The sequence below is a fragment of the Thalassovita sp. genome, assembly GCF_034670005.1.
Lineage (GTDB): Bacteria > Pseudomonadota > Alphaproteobacteria > Rhodobacterales > Rhodobacteraceae > Thalassobius.
This window is the reverse complement of sequence record NZ_JAXMOH010000005.1, coordinates 130,035-145,313: the sequence shown is the minus strand read 5'-3', so window position 1 is coordinate 145,313 and position 15,279 is coordinate 130,035. Positions and strand designations below refer to the sequence as shown.

The following is a 15,279-nucleotide window of genomic DNA, read 5'->3' as shown; positions in this document are numbered from 1 at the left end:
CTGGCCCGGGTGACGGCCGCCGTCACCCGGTTCGACAGAGGCTATTGCGTGTAGCAGCCCTTTTCGCCCTCGGGGCAGATCGCGCGGGATGCGCGGTAAGTGCCTCTGCGCGTTGAAGTTTCCCGCATCATAGATTGATAGCTGACCGATTGGTTCGGGGTGCCGCAGCAGATCACGCCATTGATCTGAACCGGCTGCAACCCGGACGGGCAATAGTTGGCGGTTGACTGGTAGGGATAAATTTTCGGGTCAGCCTGAGCGGCGGCGGCGGGCAGGATCGCGGCGAGGCTGAGCAGGGCAAGCTTGTGAAATGTCGTCATGGGACCCCCTTCGGACCGATGGAAACGCGTTTGAAAATACCGATGCAATCAGGGTAAATGACCCGTTGCACATGTCAAAGGCGAATATTGGGAAACGCAGTGTTGCGGGGGTGGAAACGACGCCGGCCCGCCACGTGAGCGGGCCGATTTATAATTTAGATTCAGTGGCTTGACAGCTTACCAAATTCGGCATCAAGACGCTGTTTGAGCTTCTTGGCGGCCTGTCGTACGGCGACCGGGATGTCGGTCGCGTCGTGATGGGCGGCGTAGGGGCGCAGGCCCTCGGGGCGGGCTTCAACGGTGGCGCGGATGTCTTCGCCGCCCTTGGGACCACGGATATCCTTGATATGGACCTCGACCCGGGTCAGACGGCTAGATATAGGAGCCAAAGCGTCGGTGACGATCTGTTCGCACACCTCGGCCACCCGTTCGTCGCCCTGAATATTATGGTCGGTATTGATCTGGATTTGCATCCGGTGCCTCCTTCTTGGTTTTCTTCAGGCTACGCCTATTCAGGTAGGGCCGGATTGATCTGGCGCAATGTTTTTTGATGCGATTTGTACAATTTGCAGCGCCAAACGCTACGGATGCCGGTAACGGTTTGTTAACCCGCGCAGAGGGGCCGGATTTGTGCCGGGATCGAAATCGGACCGGCATTGCGGGCCGCCCGGGATCAGCGACGTAGGGCGGGCTTCAGCCCGCCAATCGCGGCCATAAGCCAGCGCGGGATTTCTGAGATCGGAATTTGCCGGGCTGAAGCCCGGCCTACCGCCATCCCAAAACGGCGTCTCATGCGCCGCGCTCGAATCGAAGCACCCGCCCGGCTGCAAGCCGGGCAGCCCCCGACCGCCCCCATGGGCGGGGGCTTCACCCCCACCCGCGGTCGGGGGCAGCCCTTCGTGATTGGTTGGAATGTGGGAGATTGCGGAGTGTGGGGGCGTAATGCCACGCGGCATATTGGGCGACGGGGTCAATTGTGCGTGCGAGCACGCACCCTACGGGTTGTTAAGTATCCCATCCGAAAGTCGTCTTATTTCCTTTCATGAATTTCGGAAGTTGCTCATACCAGTCAAGATCTTCTCGAAATGTTCTAGCGAGATAATCTTTTGTGAATTCACCGCGTCTGAACTTCTCCTGCCTAACTTGATAAAACATTATTATGTCAAGCTTACGCAGTTGTCGGCGCACAAGGTTCGCACCAGCATGATCCATCGTGTTTGCGATTGCCTTATTAGAGAAAAATCCTTTTCCGACCAATTCAAACCGGCTCTTAAAATACATCTTAGTTTCGCGAGCTTTGCCCCATTTTTTAGGATCAATGCCTTTGTAAGCCCCAACAACATCAAACAACGCTTCATCATAGAAAAGTTCATCCGGAATATTAGCCAATAACTCCAGATGCTCGTTCTCTAAATCAGGCACTGATCTCAGAGAGTCATACAGGTTTTCATAGTCTTTAAAGCTCATAAGGATCAGTTCAGCGTCTGCTCCCGCCCTTGATCTTCGGCTTTCTCGAACCGTGAAGGCAATGGCTACAACACCAACAAGAAATGAAGCAAATCCTATCCAGAGCATTCCAGACCACAAATTGAACGCGGGCTCAGAGCCGAGAGTTTCGACTAATGTGTCGAATTGCTCCTTATTCAACATATAGGTCTGAACTTCTTCCAATTAACCCAAAACCTCTTGCAACTCCCGCCATTCGCGCGCGCTCATCCCGCTTGTCTCCTGGCTCACCTCCTCACCTTTCAACATCCGGCGGACACAATCAAGGGCGGCGGCGCTGAGCGTTTCACCACCCATGCGATAATCTTCGAAGGCTTTGTAGGCGAACGGCACCCAGTCGGCGACGAGTTTGCAAATCTCGTCGGCATAGACGCGGATTTCGTACTGGGCGTGGGCATCCGCGCGCAGGCGCAGGAAATGCAGCAGGTTGTGCAGGTCCACCTTCCAGTACCATTGCGTATAGATGTTGGCGGGCAGGTTCATCCGGGCCAGTTCGCGGGCGAGACCCTGCTGACCGTCGTCGGAAATCATGTCCTGATAATGGTCATAGCAGCGCGCGGCGTCGGATTTGAGGATGTCGAGCACCCTTTCGGCCTCGGCCCCGGTGAGGGCTTCGCCCCGGCCCTGATTGTTGACGCTCGATTGCGCCGCCAGTTGATCGGCCGAAGGGATGTAGAATTCGCGGTCGAGAATCGAATAGCGGGCTGAATATTCGTTGACGTTGGCGGTGCGGTGACGAATCCATTGCCGCGCCACGAAGACCGGCAATTTGACGTGCAGTTTCAGCTCGCACATCTCGAACGGGGTCGAATGCCAGTGCCGCATCAGGTAGCGGATCAAGCCTTCGTCATTCTGCACCGACTTGGTGCCCTTGCCATAGGACACCCGCGCGGCCTGACAGATGGCGGCATCGTCGCCCATGTAATCAATGACCCGGACAAACCCGTGATCGAGCACCGGGTTGATGTTGTAAAGATGCGCCTCCATCCCGTCGGAGACCGCCCGCAGGGTCGGGCGGGGGGTGGCGCGCAGCGCGTCGATTTCGGCCTGCTGTTCGGGGGTGACGGGCATACCGGGCTTCCTTATTCGGTGAATCACGAGGTGGGGCCACTATATCTAGCTACAGGTCGTGGGAAAACGACAATATGAGTACTAAATTTCGGATGCAACAGCGGGGTGGTTTTTTCCGCGCCCGGGGCTTGAAACATTGACTTTTCCCACAACCACACGGATGCTTTGGGCGAGCAGATATAAAAAAATTGCGTCTCGCAATGCATAAGTAGGGACCGGGGCCATGAACCGTTTCGCCAAGTTTTTCGCAGTGCCCGCCCTGTTGGCGGCCTGCACCTCTGATCCGGGCGGGGTCAATACCGATGTCGGCATGGTATCCAATCCGGTCCCCGCCTCGGTGGCGGGCAGTCTGGATGCGGTGGATTACAATCCCGACAGCGGTGAACTGATCCTGCGCGTGAACGCGATCCATGGCGGCGGGCGCAACATCACCTATACGCGCACCCCGGCTCTGGATACCGCCGGATACCACGGCTACATGATGCAGCAGACCCCGGCCGACCGGCATTACACCGCGCTGTTTCAGGAAAGCAACGGCGGCGAATTGGTCGCGGGTGTGGTGGCCGATGGCGGCAATAACAACCGCTATTTCGGCGGCGGGTTCTTTGCCCGGCAGGGCGCGGGCATTTATTCGCCCTATGACCACCCGGTCGCCGAGGGCGAGGCGCAGTATTACGGCACCTATGCCGGGGTGGTGAATGTCAACGGCGCGGGGGCGCAATTGCTGGATGCTTCGGGCATTCCGGCCAACCTGACCGCGCCGGGACAGGCCGACCGGATTTCCGGGGTGATCCTGCTGAATGCCGATTTCGCAAACGGGCAGGTGGATGCGGAGATTTCCAACCGCGTTCTGGCCGACGATCTGCCCGGGTTGGGACGATTGCCCGATATCATGCTGGTCCAGACCGCGATCGACGGGAACGGGGAATTTGCCGGGTCGGCGGAGTATCAGGGCGATGTCGGCAATTCGATCGGCAGCTATGCCGGGATATTCGGCGGGGCGGATGCCACTGCGGTCGGGGGCGTCGTCTATCTGACCGAATTCGACAGCGATGGCCCGCTTGAAAACGAAGAAGAATACGGGGTCTTCGTGCTGACCCGATGCGGGGCGGCGAATGATGATCCGGTCTGCGACGGGCTCTGACACCGGTCTTAAGGCGCTATTGCTGGCCTTGGCGCTGCTGTTGCCGGTTGTGGCCGGGGCGGCGGAGGATGGCGGTGAAATCCGCGTGCCGATCGCGGCGGCCCCCGGCATCGCGGAACGCGCGTTGCGCGAAGGACAGCCCGAGCTGGCGCTGCAACTGGCCCGGGGGCTTTTGCAACGCGATCCCGACGACGCTTATGCCCATTTCATCATCGCCCGCGCGCTGATGCAGATGAAACATCCCCGCGAGGCGAGACGCGCCGCCGCTTTGGCCTATCGTCACGCGGCCAATGGAGATGAAAAGTTTCAGGCCGCGCAGTTGGCCGCGAAACTGTCACTGGACAACGAACAGGCCGGGTTGGCGCAGGTATGGCTGCGCCGGTCGCTGTTGCATTTGCCGCATGAAAGCTACCGCGAGCGGGTGATCAAGGATTACAAGATCCTGCGCCAGATCTCCCCGTGGTCGATCTCGGCGCAGTTTACGCTGTCGCCCAGCAACAATCTCAACAACGGCGCAGACGGGCCTTATGTGATCGTCGACGGGGTGCCAGGGATTGGATGGCTGAGCGGTGACGCGCAGGCCCTGTCGGGGCTGCGGGCGGTTGCCGATCTGCGCTATGCCCGCCGCCTGTCGGGATCGAAAACCCACGAAACCAGCCTGACCGCACGGTATTACGGCCAGCGCGTGCGGCTGTCCGACGCGGCCCAGACGCTGGCACCGACGGCGGAGAATGGGGATTATTCTTTCGACCTTGCGGAATTCGGGCTGCGCCATGTCACCCGCGCGGGTCGCGGAACGATCAGCTATGACGCCGGGATCGGACGCAGCTGGTATGGCGGTGCGCCCTATCAATGGTTGGTACGGGCGGGGGTGGCCCGCGGGTTCAGCCTGTCCGCCGATGCCGGGCTGAATTTGTCGGCGCAAATCCAGCACCGCAGCCCCGACAGCCCGCTGCAAAGCCCGGTCGACAAGCTGGACCTGCGGGCGCAATACAGCCACAAACTGCAATCGGGCGACCGGTTGAGCATCGGGTTGACGCTGGAGGCGGCGCAAAGCGACACCGCCAATGCGCGGCAGCGCGGCGCGACCGGGTATCTGGGGTATCATCTGGCGCAACCGGCCGGGCCGGTCAAAATCTCGGCCAGTATCGGCGGCAGCCTGCAACGCTATCGCGATTATATCGTCGGCCTGTGGCCGGTTCCGGGCGGTCGCGAGGACAAAACAGTGTTCGGCGCGGTCGATTTCAGCTTCTACCGGCTTGACTATGCCGGATTTGTCCCGACCTTGAGGGTGCAGGCCCGGAAGACGCAAAGCAATGTCAGCCGGTTCGAAACCAATGAAATGTCGGTTTCCTTCGGGATCGAATCCAGCTTCTGAAGGACCGGGAAAGGGAGCATCATGGAAATCAAGTATCTGCACACAATGGTCCGGGTGAAAGACCTGGAAAAAAGCATGGCGTTTTACGCTCTGCTGGGGCTAAAGGAAACAAGACGCTATGACAGCGAAGAAGGCCGGTTCAGCCTGATCTTCATGGCACCGGAGGGGCAGGAAGACTGCCCGGTTGAGCTGACCTATAACTGGGATGGCGATGACGAATTGCCTGCCGATGGCCGCCATTTCGGGCATTTGGCCTATGGCGTGGAAAACATCTATGACATGTGTCAGCACCTGCAGGACAACGGCGTGGTGATCAACCGGCCGCCGCGCGACGGGCGCATGGCCTTTGTCCGCTCGCCCGACAATATCTCGGTCGAATTGCTGCAGATCGGCGATGCACTGCCTCCGGCAGAACCCTGGGCCAGTATGGAAAATACCGGGCACTGGTAATGCGGCGGCGGGCGGCCGCTCTGGCGTTGCTGGCGGCGGGTTTGATCGCGCCGCAGGCCCGCGCCGTGGAGTGCCGTCTGGCATTGGTTCTGGCGCTGGATGTATCGTCATCGGTGTCTGCGGCCGAGGACGGGTTGCAGCGGCGCGGCATGGCCGCGGCGCTGCTGGCCCCCGAGGTGGAGGCGGCGTTTTTCTCTGCTCCCGCGCCGGTGGCTCTGGCCGTTTACGAATGGAGCGGACGCAGCAATCAGAAACTGTTGCTGGACTGGGTGCTGATTTCGACCCCGGCCGATCTGTTTGCCGCCGCCGAACGGTTGGGCCGGTCGAAACGCAGCACACAAGAATTCCCCACCGCGCTGGGTCATGCGCTGGGATATGGCGCGACGCTGTTACAACGCGGTCCGCGCTGCCTTTTTCAAACCATTGATATGAGTGGCGACGGAGTAAACAACGAAGGGTTCGAGCCGCACCAAGCCTATAGCGCCTTCCCGTTCGCAGGGGTGGTAGTGAATGGGCTTGTGATCAAGATGCCGATCGAGACTTATGGCGCCGATGTGGTGGGGTATTACCGACGCGAGGTGCTGCATGGTCCCGGCGCATTTCTGGAAATCGCCGATGGGTACAAGGATTACGAAACCGCGCTGCGGCGCAAGCTGGAACGGGAACTGGCGCCGATGATGACCGGGATGCTGGAGCGGACGAAATGAAGCTGCTGCTGGCAGGACTGGCGCTGGCGCTGAGCGGGGCACCGATTGCGGCGGTCGCGGCGTGCCGGGTCGCGCTGGCGCTGGGACTGGACGTGTCGGGGTCGGTCGATGGTCGTGAATACCGGTTGCAGATGGACGGGTTGGCCGCCGCGCTGCTGCGGCCCGAGGTGCGGTCGGCGCTGTTGGCGATGCCCGAAGACCCGGTCGAATTGATGGTGTTCGAATGGAGCGGCCCGGGCGATCAGCGCGTGGTGCAGCCATGGCAATCGGTGACCGGCGCGGCGGCGATTGACGCCATTGCGGGGCGGCTGCAGGCCACGATGCGCGGTCCCGGCGATCCTTCGACCGCTTTGGGCGCGGCGATGCGGGCCGGGGCGGCACAGCTGAGCAGCCGCAGCCATTGCGCCCGCAAGGTTCTGGATATTTCAGGCGACGGGCCGTCGAATACCGGGCCATTGCCGCAGGCGATCCGCGACAGCGCGGTGTTGTCCGATGTGACGGTGAACGGGTTGGTGATCGCCGATGCCGGGACGGTGGCGGGGATGCACGGTGCCGCTGATCAGGCGTCGCTTGATGGGTATTTTCAGGCCTACGTGATCCGCGGACCGGGGGCCTTTACCGAAGCCGCAGCGGGGTTTGACGATTACGAAGACGCGATGGTGCGCAAGCTGATCCGCGAATTGCAGGGGCTGGTTCTGTCCCAGGCCGAGCGGCCGCAGAGGTCGCGGCGGCCATCGCAGCCGATAGGTCAGTAAATATAGCGGATCTGGTCGGTCCAGTAGCGTTCGACCCGGCGCAGCGAGTTGGAAATTTCGGTTACCCCGTCCGGGCCTAGCACGCCCCTGTCCTGCAACCCTTCGGCATGGCGGGCGAACAGTTCCGCCACCATATCGCGGATACGCCGACCCTTGGGGGTCAGCCGCACCCGGACCGAGCGGCGGTCGATTTCGCAGCGCTGATGGTGCATATAACCCATTTCAACCAGTTTTTTCAGATTGTAGCTGACATTGCTGCCCTGGTAATAGCCGCGCGATTTCAATTCGCCCGCCGTCACTTCGTTATCGCCGATATTGAACAGCAGCAGCGCCTGCACCGCGTTGATGTCCAACACGCCGGTGCGTTCGAATTCATCCTTGATCACGTCCAACAGCAGACGGTGCAACCGTTCCACCAACGCCAGCGTATCAAGGTAGCTGGTCATGAACCCGGTGCGGTCACCGTTCTGCATCGCGTTGTAAATGGTCATACCGATCTCCGTCCGAAATTGCTCAGACAGGAGGCTCGGGGAAAAAGCCCAATAATGTGTTAAATCCGACTGGTTTATCGCTAAAATGCGATCTACTTTTTCGGACCGTCAGACCGTGTCCATCTGCGCCCTGATATCGGCGATCAGGCCGGACACATGCGCCGGGGCCGCGATCTGGCCCGACACCCATTGATACAGGTCCTGGTCGTTTTCTTCCAACAACCGGTCATAGGCGTCGAGCTGGGCTTCGGTCATGGTTTCGAGTCTGGCCGCGGCATAGCGCGACAGGATGATGTCCATTTCCTTGATGCCGCGCCGCATCGAGCGCATGGCAAGACGTTTCAACCTGTGTTCGCGCAATTCGCCCATCGTATCAGTCGCCCTTAAGCTTCAGCCGCAGCTGTTTTTCCATTTTTCCCAGCCGGTCGGCGGCGCTGGAAATCTGAACTTTCAGATCCCGCAATTCGGTCAGCAGTTCGGCGACATCGGGGTCCAGCGTCGCCGGATCGCCGGGGTCTTCGACCCCTTCGCCCTGCCCCATCAGCAGCCACGGGATCGAGACATTGAGCAGCCCGGCCATCATGCTCAGCTTGTTGGCGCGCGGTTCGGACAGGTCGTATTCCCAATCCTGCAGCGTCTTCAGCTTCACGCCCAGCCGTTTGGCCAGCTTTTTCTGATCCATGCCCGCCTGTTCGCGCGCCGCCGCGACACGATCCCCGAACGTTGCCGATTCAGGGCCGTACCAATCGCCTGTGGTTTCTGTGCCGGTTTGTTGCATCTTATGCCTCTATGCGCCGATCCCGCTTGATCGGCCTTGCTGGTGAACTTAAGACAGGACGTCAGGGAACACAAACCAGTCGAGGCCACCGATGTCTTTTCTATCCGAGACGCTTGCGCGTGTGAAACCGTCACCCACCATGGCGATTACCGGACTTGTCGGTGAATTGAAGGCTCAGGGCCGCGATATCATCGGGCTGTCGGCGGGCGAGCCTGATTTCGACACGCCGGAAAACATCCGCGCTGCGGGCATCCGCGCCATCGAAGACGGCAAGACACGCTATACCGCCATCGACGGCATTCCCGAGCTGAAACAGGCGATCTGCGCCAAGTTCAAGCGCGATAACGGGCTGGAGTATAACCCCAAGCAGGTCACTGTCGGCACCGGCGGCAAGCAGGTGCTGTACAACGCCCTGATGGCGACGCTGAACCATGATGACGAGGTGGTGATCCCGGCGCCCTACTGGGTCAGTTATCCCGATATGGTGCTGCTGGCCGGAGGTGTGCCGGTATTCATCGAAGCCGGGCTGGACAACAATTTCAAGATCACGCCGGAACAGCTTGACGCGGCGATCACCCGCAATACCAAGTGGGTGTTGTTCAATTCGCCGTCGAACCCCACCGGCGCAGGCTATAGCCGCGACGAATTGAAGGCGCTGACCGACGTTTTGCTGAAGCATCCGCATGTCTGGGTGCTGTCGGACGACATGTATGAACATCTGGCCTATGACGGGTTCGAATTCTGCACCCCGGCGCAGGTCGAACCGAAGCTCTACGACCGCACCCTGACCGTCAACGGCGTGTCCAAGGCGTACGCGATGACCGGCTGGCGCATCGGATACGCGGCCGGGCCCGAGCCGTTGATCGCGGCGATCCGCAAGGTGCAGTCGCAATCGACCTCGAACCCCTGTTCGATCAGCCAGTGGGCGGCGGTAGAGGCGCTGAACGGGCCGCAGGATTTCCTCGCCCCGCATAACGAGATTTTCAAGCGCCGCCGCGATCTGGTGCTGGACAGGCTGAACGCCATCGACGGCATCACCTGCCCGACCCCGGAAGGCGCGTTTTATGTCTATCCCTCGATTGCTGGTCTGATCGGCAAGACGACCGCCAAGGGCGTCGAGATCAGTAATGACGAGGTGTTCGTGACCGAGTTGTTGAACGATACCGGCGTGGCGGCGGTGTTCGGCGCGGCCTTCGGGCTTTCGCCCAATTTCCGCATCAGCTACGCTACTTCGGACGCAGCACTGGAAGAAGCCTGCGACCGGATCGCAAAATTCTGTTCCGAGCTGACCTGACGGAGAGGGAAAACGCATGTCGGTCGACCTGCCCGATTATTATTTTCGCGTCCGCGAAAACGGCGCTTTCGTGTTTCGTGTCGATACCGAAAACCGCCAGCGCCGGATTGAGCTGGAACAGATCGCCAACGTCAATATCAAGAATGGCGAAATCAAGCCGCATGGCGACCGCAAGCTGAGCGACGACGATCTGGTGGTGATCCGCGACTGGATGGCCGACCGCCGCGATCTGCTGGCCGCGCGTGACATCGACGACATCCACCGCGCCATCGATCACATGAACCTGACCACCCATTGGGCCAACAGCCGCGCCACGGATGACCAGTTGGAAGGCATCACCGACGCGCTGCTGCTGGCGATGCACGACCTGCGCACGGTGCTGGTGCGGAAGAAGGCCGACCGGCTGATGAAGGGCGGCGAGAAGGGGTGAGGGGTTGGTGAGTGGGCTTGGATGACCGCTCCCAGCCCGAAGCGGACATGGTGCCGCGCAGCATCTCATCAGATTTGTGGACGAAGCGGTCTATCTGTGTCCAGTAAAAGCATCATACGGCGGACGCGCGAGAACATCAGTCGTGAGATGGAAGTAGGTGTTGGTACTTTTCGAATGCCTCGCGAGTTCTCGGAGCAAAAGCGTGGTTCTGACGAAAATCAGGATCGATGAAGCCGAGCGACTTAGTTAAAAAGTCTGTGCTATTTTTGAACCAATCCGGATTCTCTTGTTGATACACCTCGACCGCTTCTTTGGCTTGCCCAACAACACAATCAAGCTCCCGCAAAGTTGGGTATTTCTCCATACTCAAGTCGTCAAGAAGTAGTCGTGTGAGTTTCTCTGATGGTTCAATATCTGGATAGCTGCGCCTTGCATACTCCAAAACGGTATCAAAGTTGAGAGGGAGGCGTAAAAATGCAGAGGCGTTTTTTGCCATATCTTTGATTTCTTCTATATACTCAGAGCGGCTCTCTTTAACCCTGTCAAAAACACCTTGAGCTACTTCCAGAAGTGAAGCGACATTATTAATGTCCCTGCGCATACCCTCAGGAACGGACGCCTCATCTTTGTAAACTAGCTGATGGTCAATAATCGCCCATGCATCTTGTAAAATTGTCCGGTACTGAATCTCACAACGAAGAGAAGTTAGGTCTTCGTATCGACCTCCAGAATATCTGCTGCCCAACTTAACGACAAATGCTCTGCCGCTATATCCCATCTTGTTTACGCCGAGTTCTTCTGCCTTATCAGTTCGCTCAAGAACTTCGAAATTACTTTCGATAATTTCTGCAATCGTATCTAGCTCAGATTGGTACGCGCAAACCACGCGCACTCCAGCTAAATCGTGCATCTGATCCATGGGGTTGCGATACTTCTTCCGACTTATCTTTTCACGAAAGCTTTCGAGCAACTTAACTCTACTACTGATCGATGCCGGCTTGATTCCAGTTTCCTTGATTTTTTCGGTAAGAATATATTCCACCTCATTGACCAATTTTTCATAAAGATATTGCCGGGATTCGAAATAGGCAGCGGTTGTCTCAATATCCATTTTACGCCCTGAAAGCTCTAGAGATGAATTTTCCTTCTCGACTTTTCTATCAATCATTCTCGTCGCTATCTAGAGATTCTGAACGTTCGAATTCTGCTTTCTCCCGAACGGCAGGTTTCGGGGCGAGGCACGAACTTTGCAAAGCCCGCTTTCTGCGCAAAGCGGCCACTCTGCCCCCTGCCCCAATTCCTCTTCAAGCATGGGCATCTTCCCCCAGTACCCAGCGTTGACAACCCGCCGGGCCGCGCCCGGCCGCGGGTGGGCGCGCTGCGCTTTGGGGTCTGCGCTTTATCCCTACGTCCCGTCGGACATCCGTGCCCGCGCGGACGTTGAAGAAGCGCCCGCCCCGTCTCGCCAGAGGCGAGCCGACGATGAACGGCGCACCTCCGGTGCGACGGGCGGTCGGGCGCGGCCCGGCGGCGCAAGGCGCCGCTGTTCCGGGCGGGCGTTATAGTTTGAGGTTGGCTCAATGCCGGTACTGCGGTTCCTCGGCGTCCAGTTGGCGGCGGATCGCGGCGAGGTGGAGCCGGGCCGACTCGGCGTCTTCCTCGTGAATCTGATCATAGGTCGCCTGCGCCACGTCCGGCGACACCGGCAGCACCTTGCGCCCGGTGGACATCGCCAGCACCTGCACCTCGGCGGCGCGTTCGAGGTAATACAGGTCGTCCCAGGCCTCGGCGATCGTGTTGGCCAGCACCATCACGCCGTGATGCTTCATGAAGACGATGTCGGCCTCGCCCGCGGCCTCGGCGATGCGCGCGCCCTCGGCATGGTCCAGCGCCAGGCCGTTGTAATTCCCGTCCACCGCCGTGCGGCCATAGAATTTCAGCGCCGTCTGCCCGGCCCAGATCAGCGGATCGCCCTCGGTCATCGACAGGGCGGTGGCATAGGGCATGTGGGTATGAAACGCGACCCGCGCGCGCGGCAGGCGCTTGTGGATCTCGGCATGGATATAGAACGCCGTGGCCTCGGGCGTGCCCTGCCCGTCCACCACGTTGCCGTGGAAATCACAGATCACCAGATCGGAGGCGGTGATTTCGCGGAACGCCTTGCCGTAGGGGTTGACGATGAACAACTCGTCATGGCCCGGCACCACGGCGGAAAAGTGGTTGCAGATGCCTTCTTCGAACCCGTTGCGGGCGGCCATGCGGAAACAGGCGGCGAGGTCTTCGCGCGCGGTGCGGATCGCGTCGGAGCTCAGATCGGGCGTGTTGCGGCGTTCCGGGGCTGCGGCGGGGGCGGTGTCGGCATTGGGCAGGGCGTGGGCCATTACTTGGGTCCTTCGGTCGGGTGGTTTTGCCGGGCAGTGTCGGGGAAAGCGGGACCGACGGCAAGCGGATCGCGGGCCGCTTAGCCCTGCTCTGCCTCGATCCGGCGCAGCACCGGGCCCCAGAACCGCAGGCTGAGCAGGATCGCGGCCACGGCCAGACCGAGCGCCAGACCGACCCAGATTCCGACCCCGCCCCACCCGAGCACGAAGCCAAACACATAGCTGACCGGCATCCCGATGCACCAATAGGAAATGGCGGCGAGGATCATCGGCACCTTGCTGTCCTGTACGCCGCGCAGCAAGCCGATCGTCATGACCTGCGCCGCGTCGCTGACCTGAAACAGTCCGGCTGCCGCCAGCAGCCCGACGCCCAACGCGATTACCGCGTCGCGCTGCGGTTCGTCGGGCGACAGGAACAACCCCATCAGGGTTTCGGGCACCGCCAGAAACACGATCAGTGACAACCCGGCAATGAAAAGCGACATCAGAACCACGATCCGTCCACCGCGCCGCAGATCGGCCACCGATTTGCGTCCCATCGCCCGGCCAGCCCGGACTGTGGCCGCATTGCTGAGCCCCAGATGCACCATGAAGCTTATCGACGCGATTTGCAGCGCGATGCCATGCGCGGCCAGTGGCAGCGCCCCAAGCCAGCCCATCATCATCGAGGCCGCCGCGAACAGGCCGACTTCGGCCAGCAGGCTGATCCCAATCGGCCAGCCGAGCCGGAACAGGCGCCAGAACGCTTCCCAATCAGGGCGCCAGAACCGGACGAATAATTCGTGTTCAGGGGTCGCGATCACCGCGTAGAGCGCCAACAGGGCGAACGAGGCCACGTTCACCAGCAGCGTTGCCACCGCCGCGCCACGGATGCCCATTTCAGGAAAGCCCCAATGGCCATAGATCAGCGCATAGTTGACCACGACGTTCAGCCCCACCGCCGCCAGCGTCACCCAAAGCACGATCTGGGTCCGTTCCAGTGCCGACAGGAAAGAGCGCATCACCATCGTCAACAGCGCCGGGAATATAGACCAGCCCGCAATGCGCAGATAATCCTGCGCGTTGCCGGCAAGTTCGTTTTGCTGCCCGGTCAGCCGCAGCAGCGTCCCCGACCATATCAGCGCCGGCAACACCACCAGCCCGAACATAAGAGAGGCCCAGATCGCCATCCGGGTCAGCCGCCGCGCCTGTCCCTGTTCGCCCGCCTCTTCGGCTTCGGCCACCATTGGCATCAGCGCAAAGGAAAACCCTTCGCCCATGATGAACAGCGTAAAAAACAGCGACATCGCAATCACCTGCGCTGCCAGCATTTCGACATCGTACCAGCCCAGCATCAGCGAATCCGTCAGCGTGATGGCAAAATGCGCCAGATGGCTGCCGATCAGCGGAAGCCCCAATGTCAGGATGTTCCTGACATGCTGGGAATTGGTCATGGGTGGTATCGTGGCGCGGGTCATCAAGAAGGCGTAGCCTTGGAACGCCGGAGCGGCAAGTGCGAAAGACCTGCATCCTGTGGTAGAGCCGGGTAAAGCGCCGACCCTGTTGCCGGGTTTCGCGCCGTCAGCTTTTGGGGTAGGTCACAGTCGAATTCCGCCGGAGCACCCGAATGAGACCGAGCCTGCGCCAAAAGGCAATCACGATTTGCGACGAGAAAATCGCAAATAAGGGCGACGCTGTCGGGCTGTCCTTCTATGCGTTCTTTGCCAATCGGAACGATGATCCCGAGCTGTTGATGGAAGCGGCGACATGGTGGATCGAGACGCATCGGCTGAATCACTTCGAAAAGGCGGCCAAGATCCGGGACATGATCATATCTGGACTGTGACGGAACGCGGTCGCGTCGTCTTTTTCGTTCTCAGTCCCGTCTGTTGGCCCTAAGCTGAGGCAATTCAATCCAGACCGGCGGTGACCCTGATGCCCTTTGCGACCCTTATTCCCGATGCCCGCGCGTTTCTGATCGACCTGAAAGCCAATAACAGCCGCGACTGGTTCACCGCCCACAAGAACCGCTATGAAACGCTATTGAAAGCGCCGTCTCTGGCGCTGCTGGACGTGGTGGCGGCCGATTTGCAGCGGTTGACCGGCAAACCGGTGGAAACCAAATTGTTCCGGCCGCAGCGCGACATCCGGTTTTCCAAGGACAAGACGCCCTACAAGAGCCATTTGCACATGATGTGGACGGTCGGCGACGGCCTGGGCAAGACCGCGTTTTTCTTTGGCATTGAACCCGGGCGGACCATTCTGGGCGGCGGCGCGATGGGGTTTGACAAGGACAAGCTGACCGCATTCCGAAAACGTGCCGAGGGGCCGAAAGGCGCCGATCTAATGCGGCTGATGGCCGATATGCAGGCGCATGGGATCAGCTTTTCCGAGCCCGAGCTGAAACGGGTGCCGTCGCCCTACCCGGCCGATCATCCGCGCGGCGACCTGCTACGGCGGAAAACCTTCACTTTCTGGAAGGCGGTGAAGGATGACAGCGGCGATCCTGTCAAGGCGCTGCGCAATGGGTTTGCCGAATTGATGCCGGCGCAGGAATGGCTGATGGCGCTGCGATAGCGCGGCGGACCGGGACCG

19 protein-coding genes are annotated in these 15,279 nt (G+C 60.1%); 9 read left to right on the top strand and 10 right to left on the bottom strand.

Features of this window, described 5'->3' with window-relative positions:
• Nucleotides 1-41 precede the first annotated feature (41 nt).
• The 4 genes from VOI23_RS11375 to thyX form a co-directional block, all read right to left on the bottom strand.
• A complete protein-coding gene (locus VOI23_RS11375; RefSeq protein WP_323784920.1) occupies nucleotides 42-320 on the bottom strand; it encodes a hypothetical protein in 279 nt (92 codons plus the stop codon).
• 161 nt (nucleotides 321-481) lie between these two features.
• Nucleotides 482-793 (bottom strand): HPF/RaiA family ribosome-associated protein, encoded by a 312-nt coding sequence (locus tag VOI23_RS11370; protein ID WP_323784919.1) that lies wholly within the window; start codon nucleotides 791-793, stop codon nucleotides 482-484.
• A 532-nt stretch (nucleotides 794-1,325) separates the two neighbouring features.
• Nucleotides 1,326-1,970: a hypothetical protein gene (locus VOI23_RS11365; RefSeq protein WP_323784918.1), complete on the bottom strand. Its 645-nt coding sequence runs from the start codon at nucleotides 1,968-1,970 to the stop codon at nucleotides 1,326-1,328.
• Nucleotides 1,971-1,991: 21 nt separating this feature from the next.
• Nucleotides 1,992-2,897, bottom strand: coding sequence for an FAD-dependent thymidylate synthase (gene thyX, locus VOI23_RS11360; protein ID WP_323784917.1), 906 nt, complete (start codon nucleotides 2,895-2,897; stop codon nucleotides 1,992-1,994).
• Between the two features lie 223 nt (nucleotides 2,898-3,120).
• Between thyX and VOI23_RS11355 the strand changes: the two genes are divergently transcribed.
• The 5 genes from VOI23_RS11355 to VOI23_RS11335 are packed head-to-tail and all read left to right on the top strand — an operon-like array spanning nucleotide 3,121 to nucleotide 7,331.
• The gene (locus VOI23_RS11355) at nucleotides 3,121-4,041 is read left to right on the top strand and encodes a hypothetical protein (protein ID WP_323784916.1); all 921 of its coding nucleotides are present in this window, start codon (nucleotides 3,121-3,123) and stop codon (nucleotides 4,039-4,041) included.
• Nucleotides 4,013-5,419 (top strand): hypothetical protein, encoded by a 1,407-nt coding sequence (locus VOI23_RS11350; protein ID WP_323784915.1) that lies wholly within the window; start codon nucleotides 4,013-4,015, stop codon nucleotides 5,417-5,419. Before VOI23_RS11355 ends, VOI23_RS11350 begins: the two co-directional genes overlap by 29 nt.
• A 21-nt stretch (nucleotides 5,420-5,440) precedes the next feature.
• Complete coding sequence (locus VOI23_RS11345; RefSeq protein ID WP_323784914.1) at nucleotides 5,441-5,869, top strand: VOC family protein; 429 nt, start codon at nucleotides 5,441-5,443, stop codon at nucleotides 5,867-5,869.
• Nucleotides 5,869-6,576, top strand: a complete 708-nt coding sequence (locus VOI23_RS11340) for a DUF1194 domain-containing protein (RefSeq protein ID WP_323784913.1) — start codon at nucleotides 5,869-5,871, stop codon at nucleotides 6,574-6,576. Before VOI23_RS11345 ends, VOI23_RS11340 begins: the two co-directional genes overlap by 1 nt.
• The gene (locus VOI23_RS11335) at nucleotides 6,573-7,331 is read left to right on the top strand and encodes a DUF1194 domain-containing protein (RefSeq protein WP_323784912.1); all 759 of its coding nucleotides are present in this window, start codon (nucleotides 6,573-6,575) and stop codon (nucleotides 7,329-7,331) included. The genes VOI23_RS11340 and VOI23_RS11335 overlap by 4 nt, the downstream gene beginning before the upstream one ends.
• Here the strand turns inward: VOI23_RS11335 and VOI23_RS11330 are convergent.
• The 3 genes from VOI23_RS11330 to VOI23_RS11320 form a co-directional block, all read right to left on the bottom strand.
• Entirely contained in the window at nucleotides 7,325-7,822 is a 498-nt protein-coding gene (locus VOI23_RS11330) for a MarR family winged helix-turn-helix transcriptional regulator (RefSeq protein WP_323784911.1), read from the bottom strand. The genes VOI23_RS11335 and VOI23_RS11330 overlap by 7 nt on opposite strands.
• Before the next feature lie 108 nt (nucleotides 7,823-7,930).
• Nucleotides 7,931-8,191 (bottom strand): succinate dehydrogenase assembly factor 2, encoded by a 261-nt coding sequence (locus tag VOI23_RS11325; RefSeq protein WP_323784910.1) that lies wholly within the window; start codon nucleotides 8,189-8,191, stop codon nucleotides 7,931-7,933.
• 4 nt (nucleotides 8,192-8,195) lie between these two features.
• The gene (locus VOI23_RS11320; protein ID WP_323784909.1) at nucleotides 8,196-8,600 is read right to left on the bottom strand and encodes a helix-turn-helix transcriptional regulator; all 405 of its coding nucleotides are present in this window, start codon (nucleotides 8,598-8,600) and stop codon (nucleotides 8,196-8,198) included.
• A gap of 91 nt (nucleotides 8,601-8,691) precedes the next feature.
• Here VOI23_RS11320 and VOI23_RS11315 point away from each other — a divergent pair, with 91 nt between their 5' ends.
• Both VOI23_RS11315 and VOI23_RS11310 read left to right on the top strand, forming a co-directional pair.
• The gene (locus VOI23_RS11315) at nucleotides 8,692-9,894 is read left to right on the top strand and encodes a pyridoxal phosphate-dependent aminotransferase (protein WP_323784908.1); all 1,203 of its coding nucleotides are present in this window, start codon (nucleotides 8,692-8,694) and stop codon (nucleotides 9,892-9,894) included.
• A 16-nt stretch (nucleotides 9,895-9,910) separates the two neighbouring features.
• Nucleotides 9,911-10,324, top strand: a complete 414-nt coding sequence (locus VOI23_RS11310) for a hypothetical protein (RefSeq protein ID WP_323784907.1) — start codon at nucleotides 9,911-9,913, stop codon at nucleotides 10,322-10,324.
• Between the two features lie 136 nt (nucleotides 10,325-10,460).
• On the opposite strand, the gene VOI23_RS11305 is transcribed toward VOI23_RS11310, so the two are convergent.
• The 3 genes from VOI23_RS11305 to VOI23_RS11295 form a co-directional block, all read right to left on the bottom strand.
• Complete coding sequence (locus VOI23_RS11305) at nucleotides 10,461-11,492, bottom strand: hypothetical protein (protein ID WP_323784906.1); 1,032 nt, start codon at nucleotides 11,490-11,492, stop codon at nucleotides 10,461-10,463.
• A gap of 409 nt (nucleotides 11,493-11,901) precedes the next feature.
• Nucleotides 11,902-12,705, bottom strand: coding sequence for an aldolase (locus VOI23_RS11300; protein ID WP_323784905.1), 804 nt, complete (start codon nucleotides 12,703-12,705; stop codon nucleotides 11,902-11,904).
• Nucleotides 12,706-12,785: 80 nt separating this feature from the next.
• On the bottom strand, nucleotides 12,786-14,138 hold the full coding sequence (locus VOI23_RS11295) for an MATE family efflux transporter (RefSeq protein WP_323784904.1): 1,353 nt from the start codon (nucleotides 14,136-14,138) through the stop codon (nucleotides 12,786-12,788).
• Between the two features lie 173 nt (nucleotides 14,139-14,311).
• Here VOI23_RS11295 and VOI23_RS11290 point away from each other — a divergent pair, with 173 nt between their 5' ends.
• Both VOI23_RS11290 and VOI23_RS11285 read left to right on the top strand, forming a co-directional pair.
• A complete protein-coding gene (locus VOI23_RS11290) occupies nucleotides 14,312-14,530 on the top strand; it encodes a DUF6500 family protein (protein WP_323784903.1) in 219 nt (72 codons plus the stop codon).
• Between the two features lie 89 nt (nucleotides 14,531-14,619).
• A complete protein-coding gene (locus VOI23_RS11285) occupies nucleotides 14,620-15,261 on the top strand; it encodes a DUF2461 domain-containing protein (protein WP_323784902.1) in 642 nt (213 codons plus the stop codon).
• Nucleotides 15,262-15,279 lie beyond the last annotated feature (18 nt).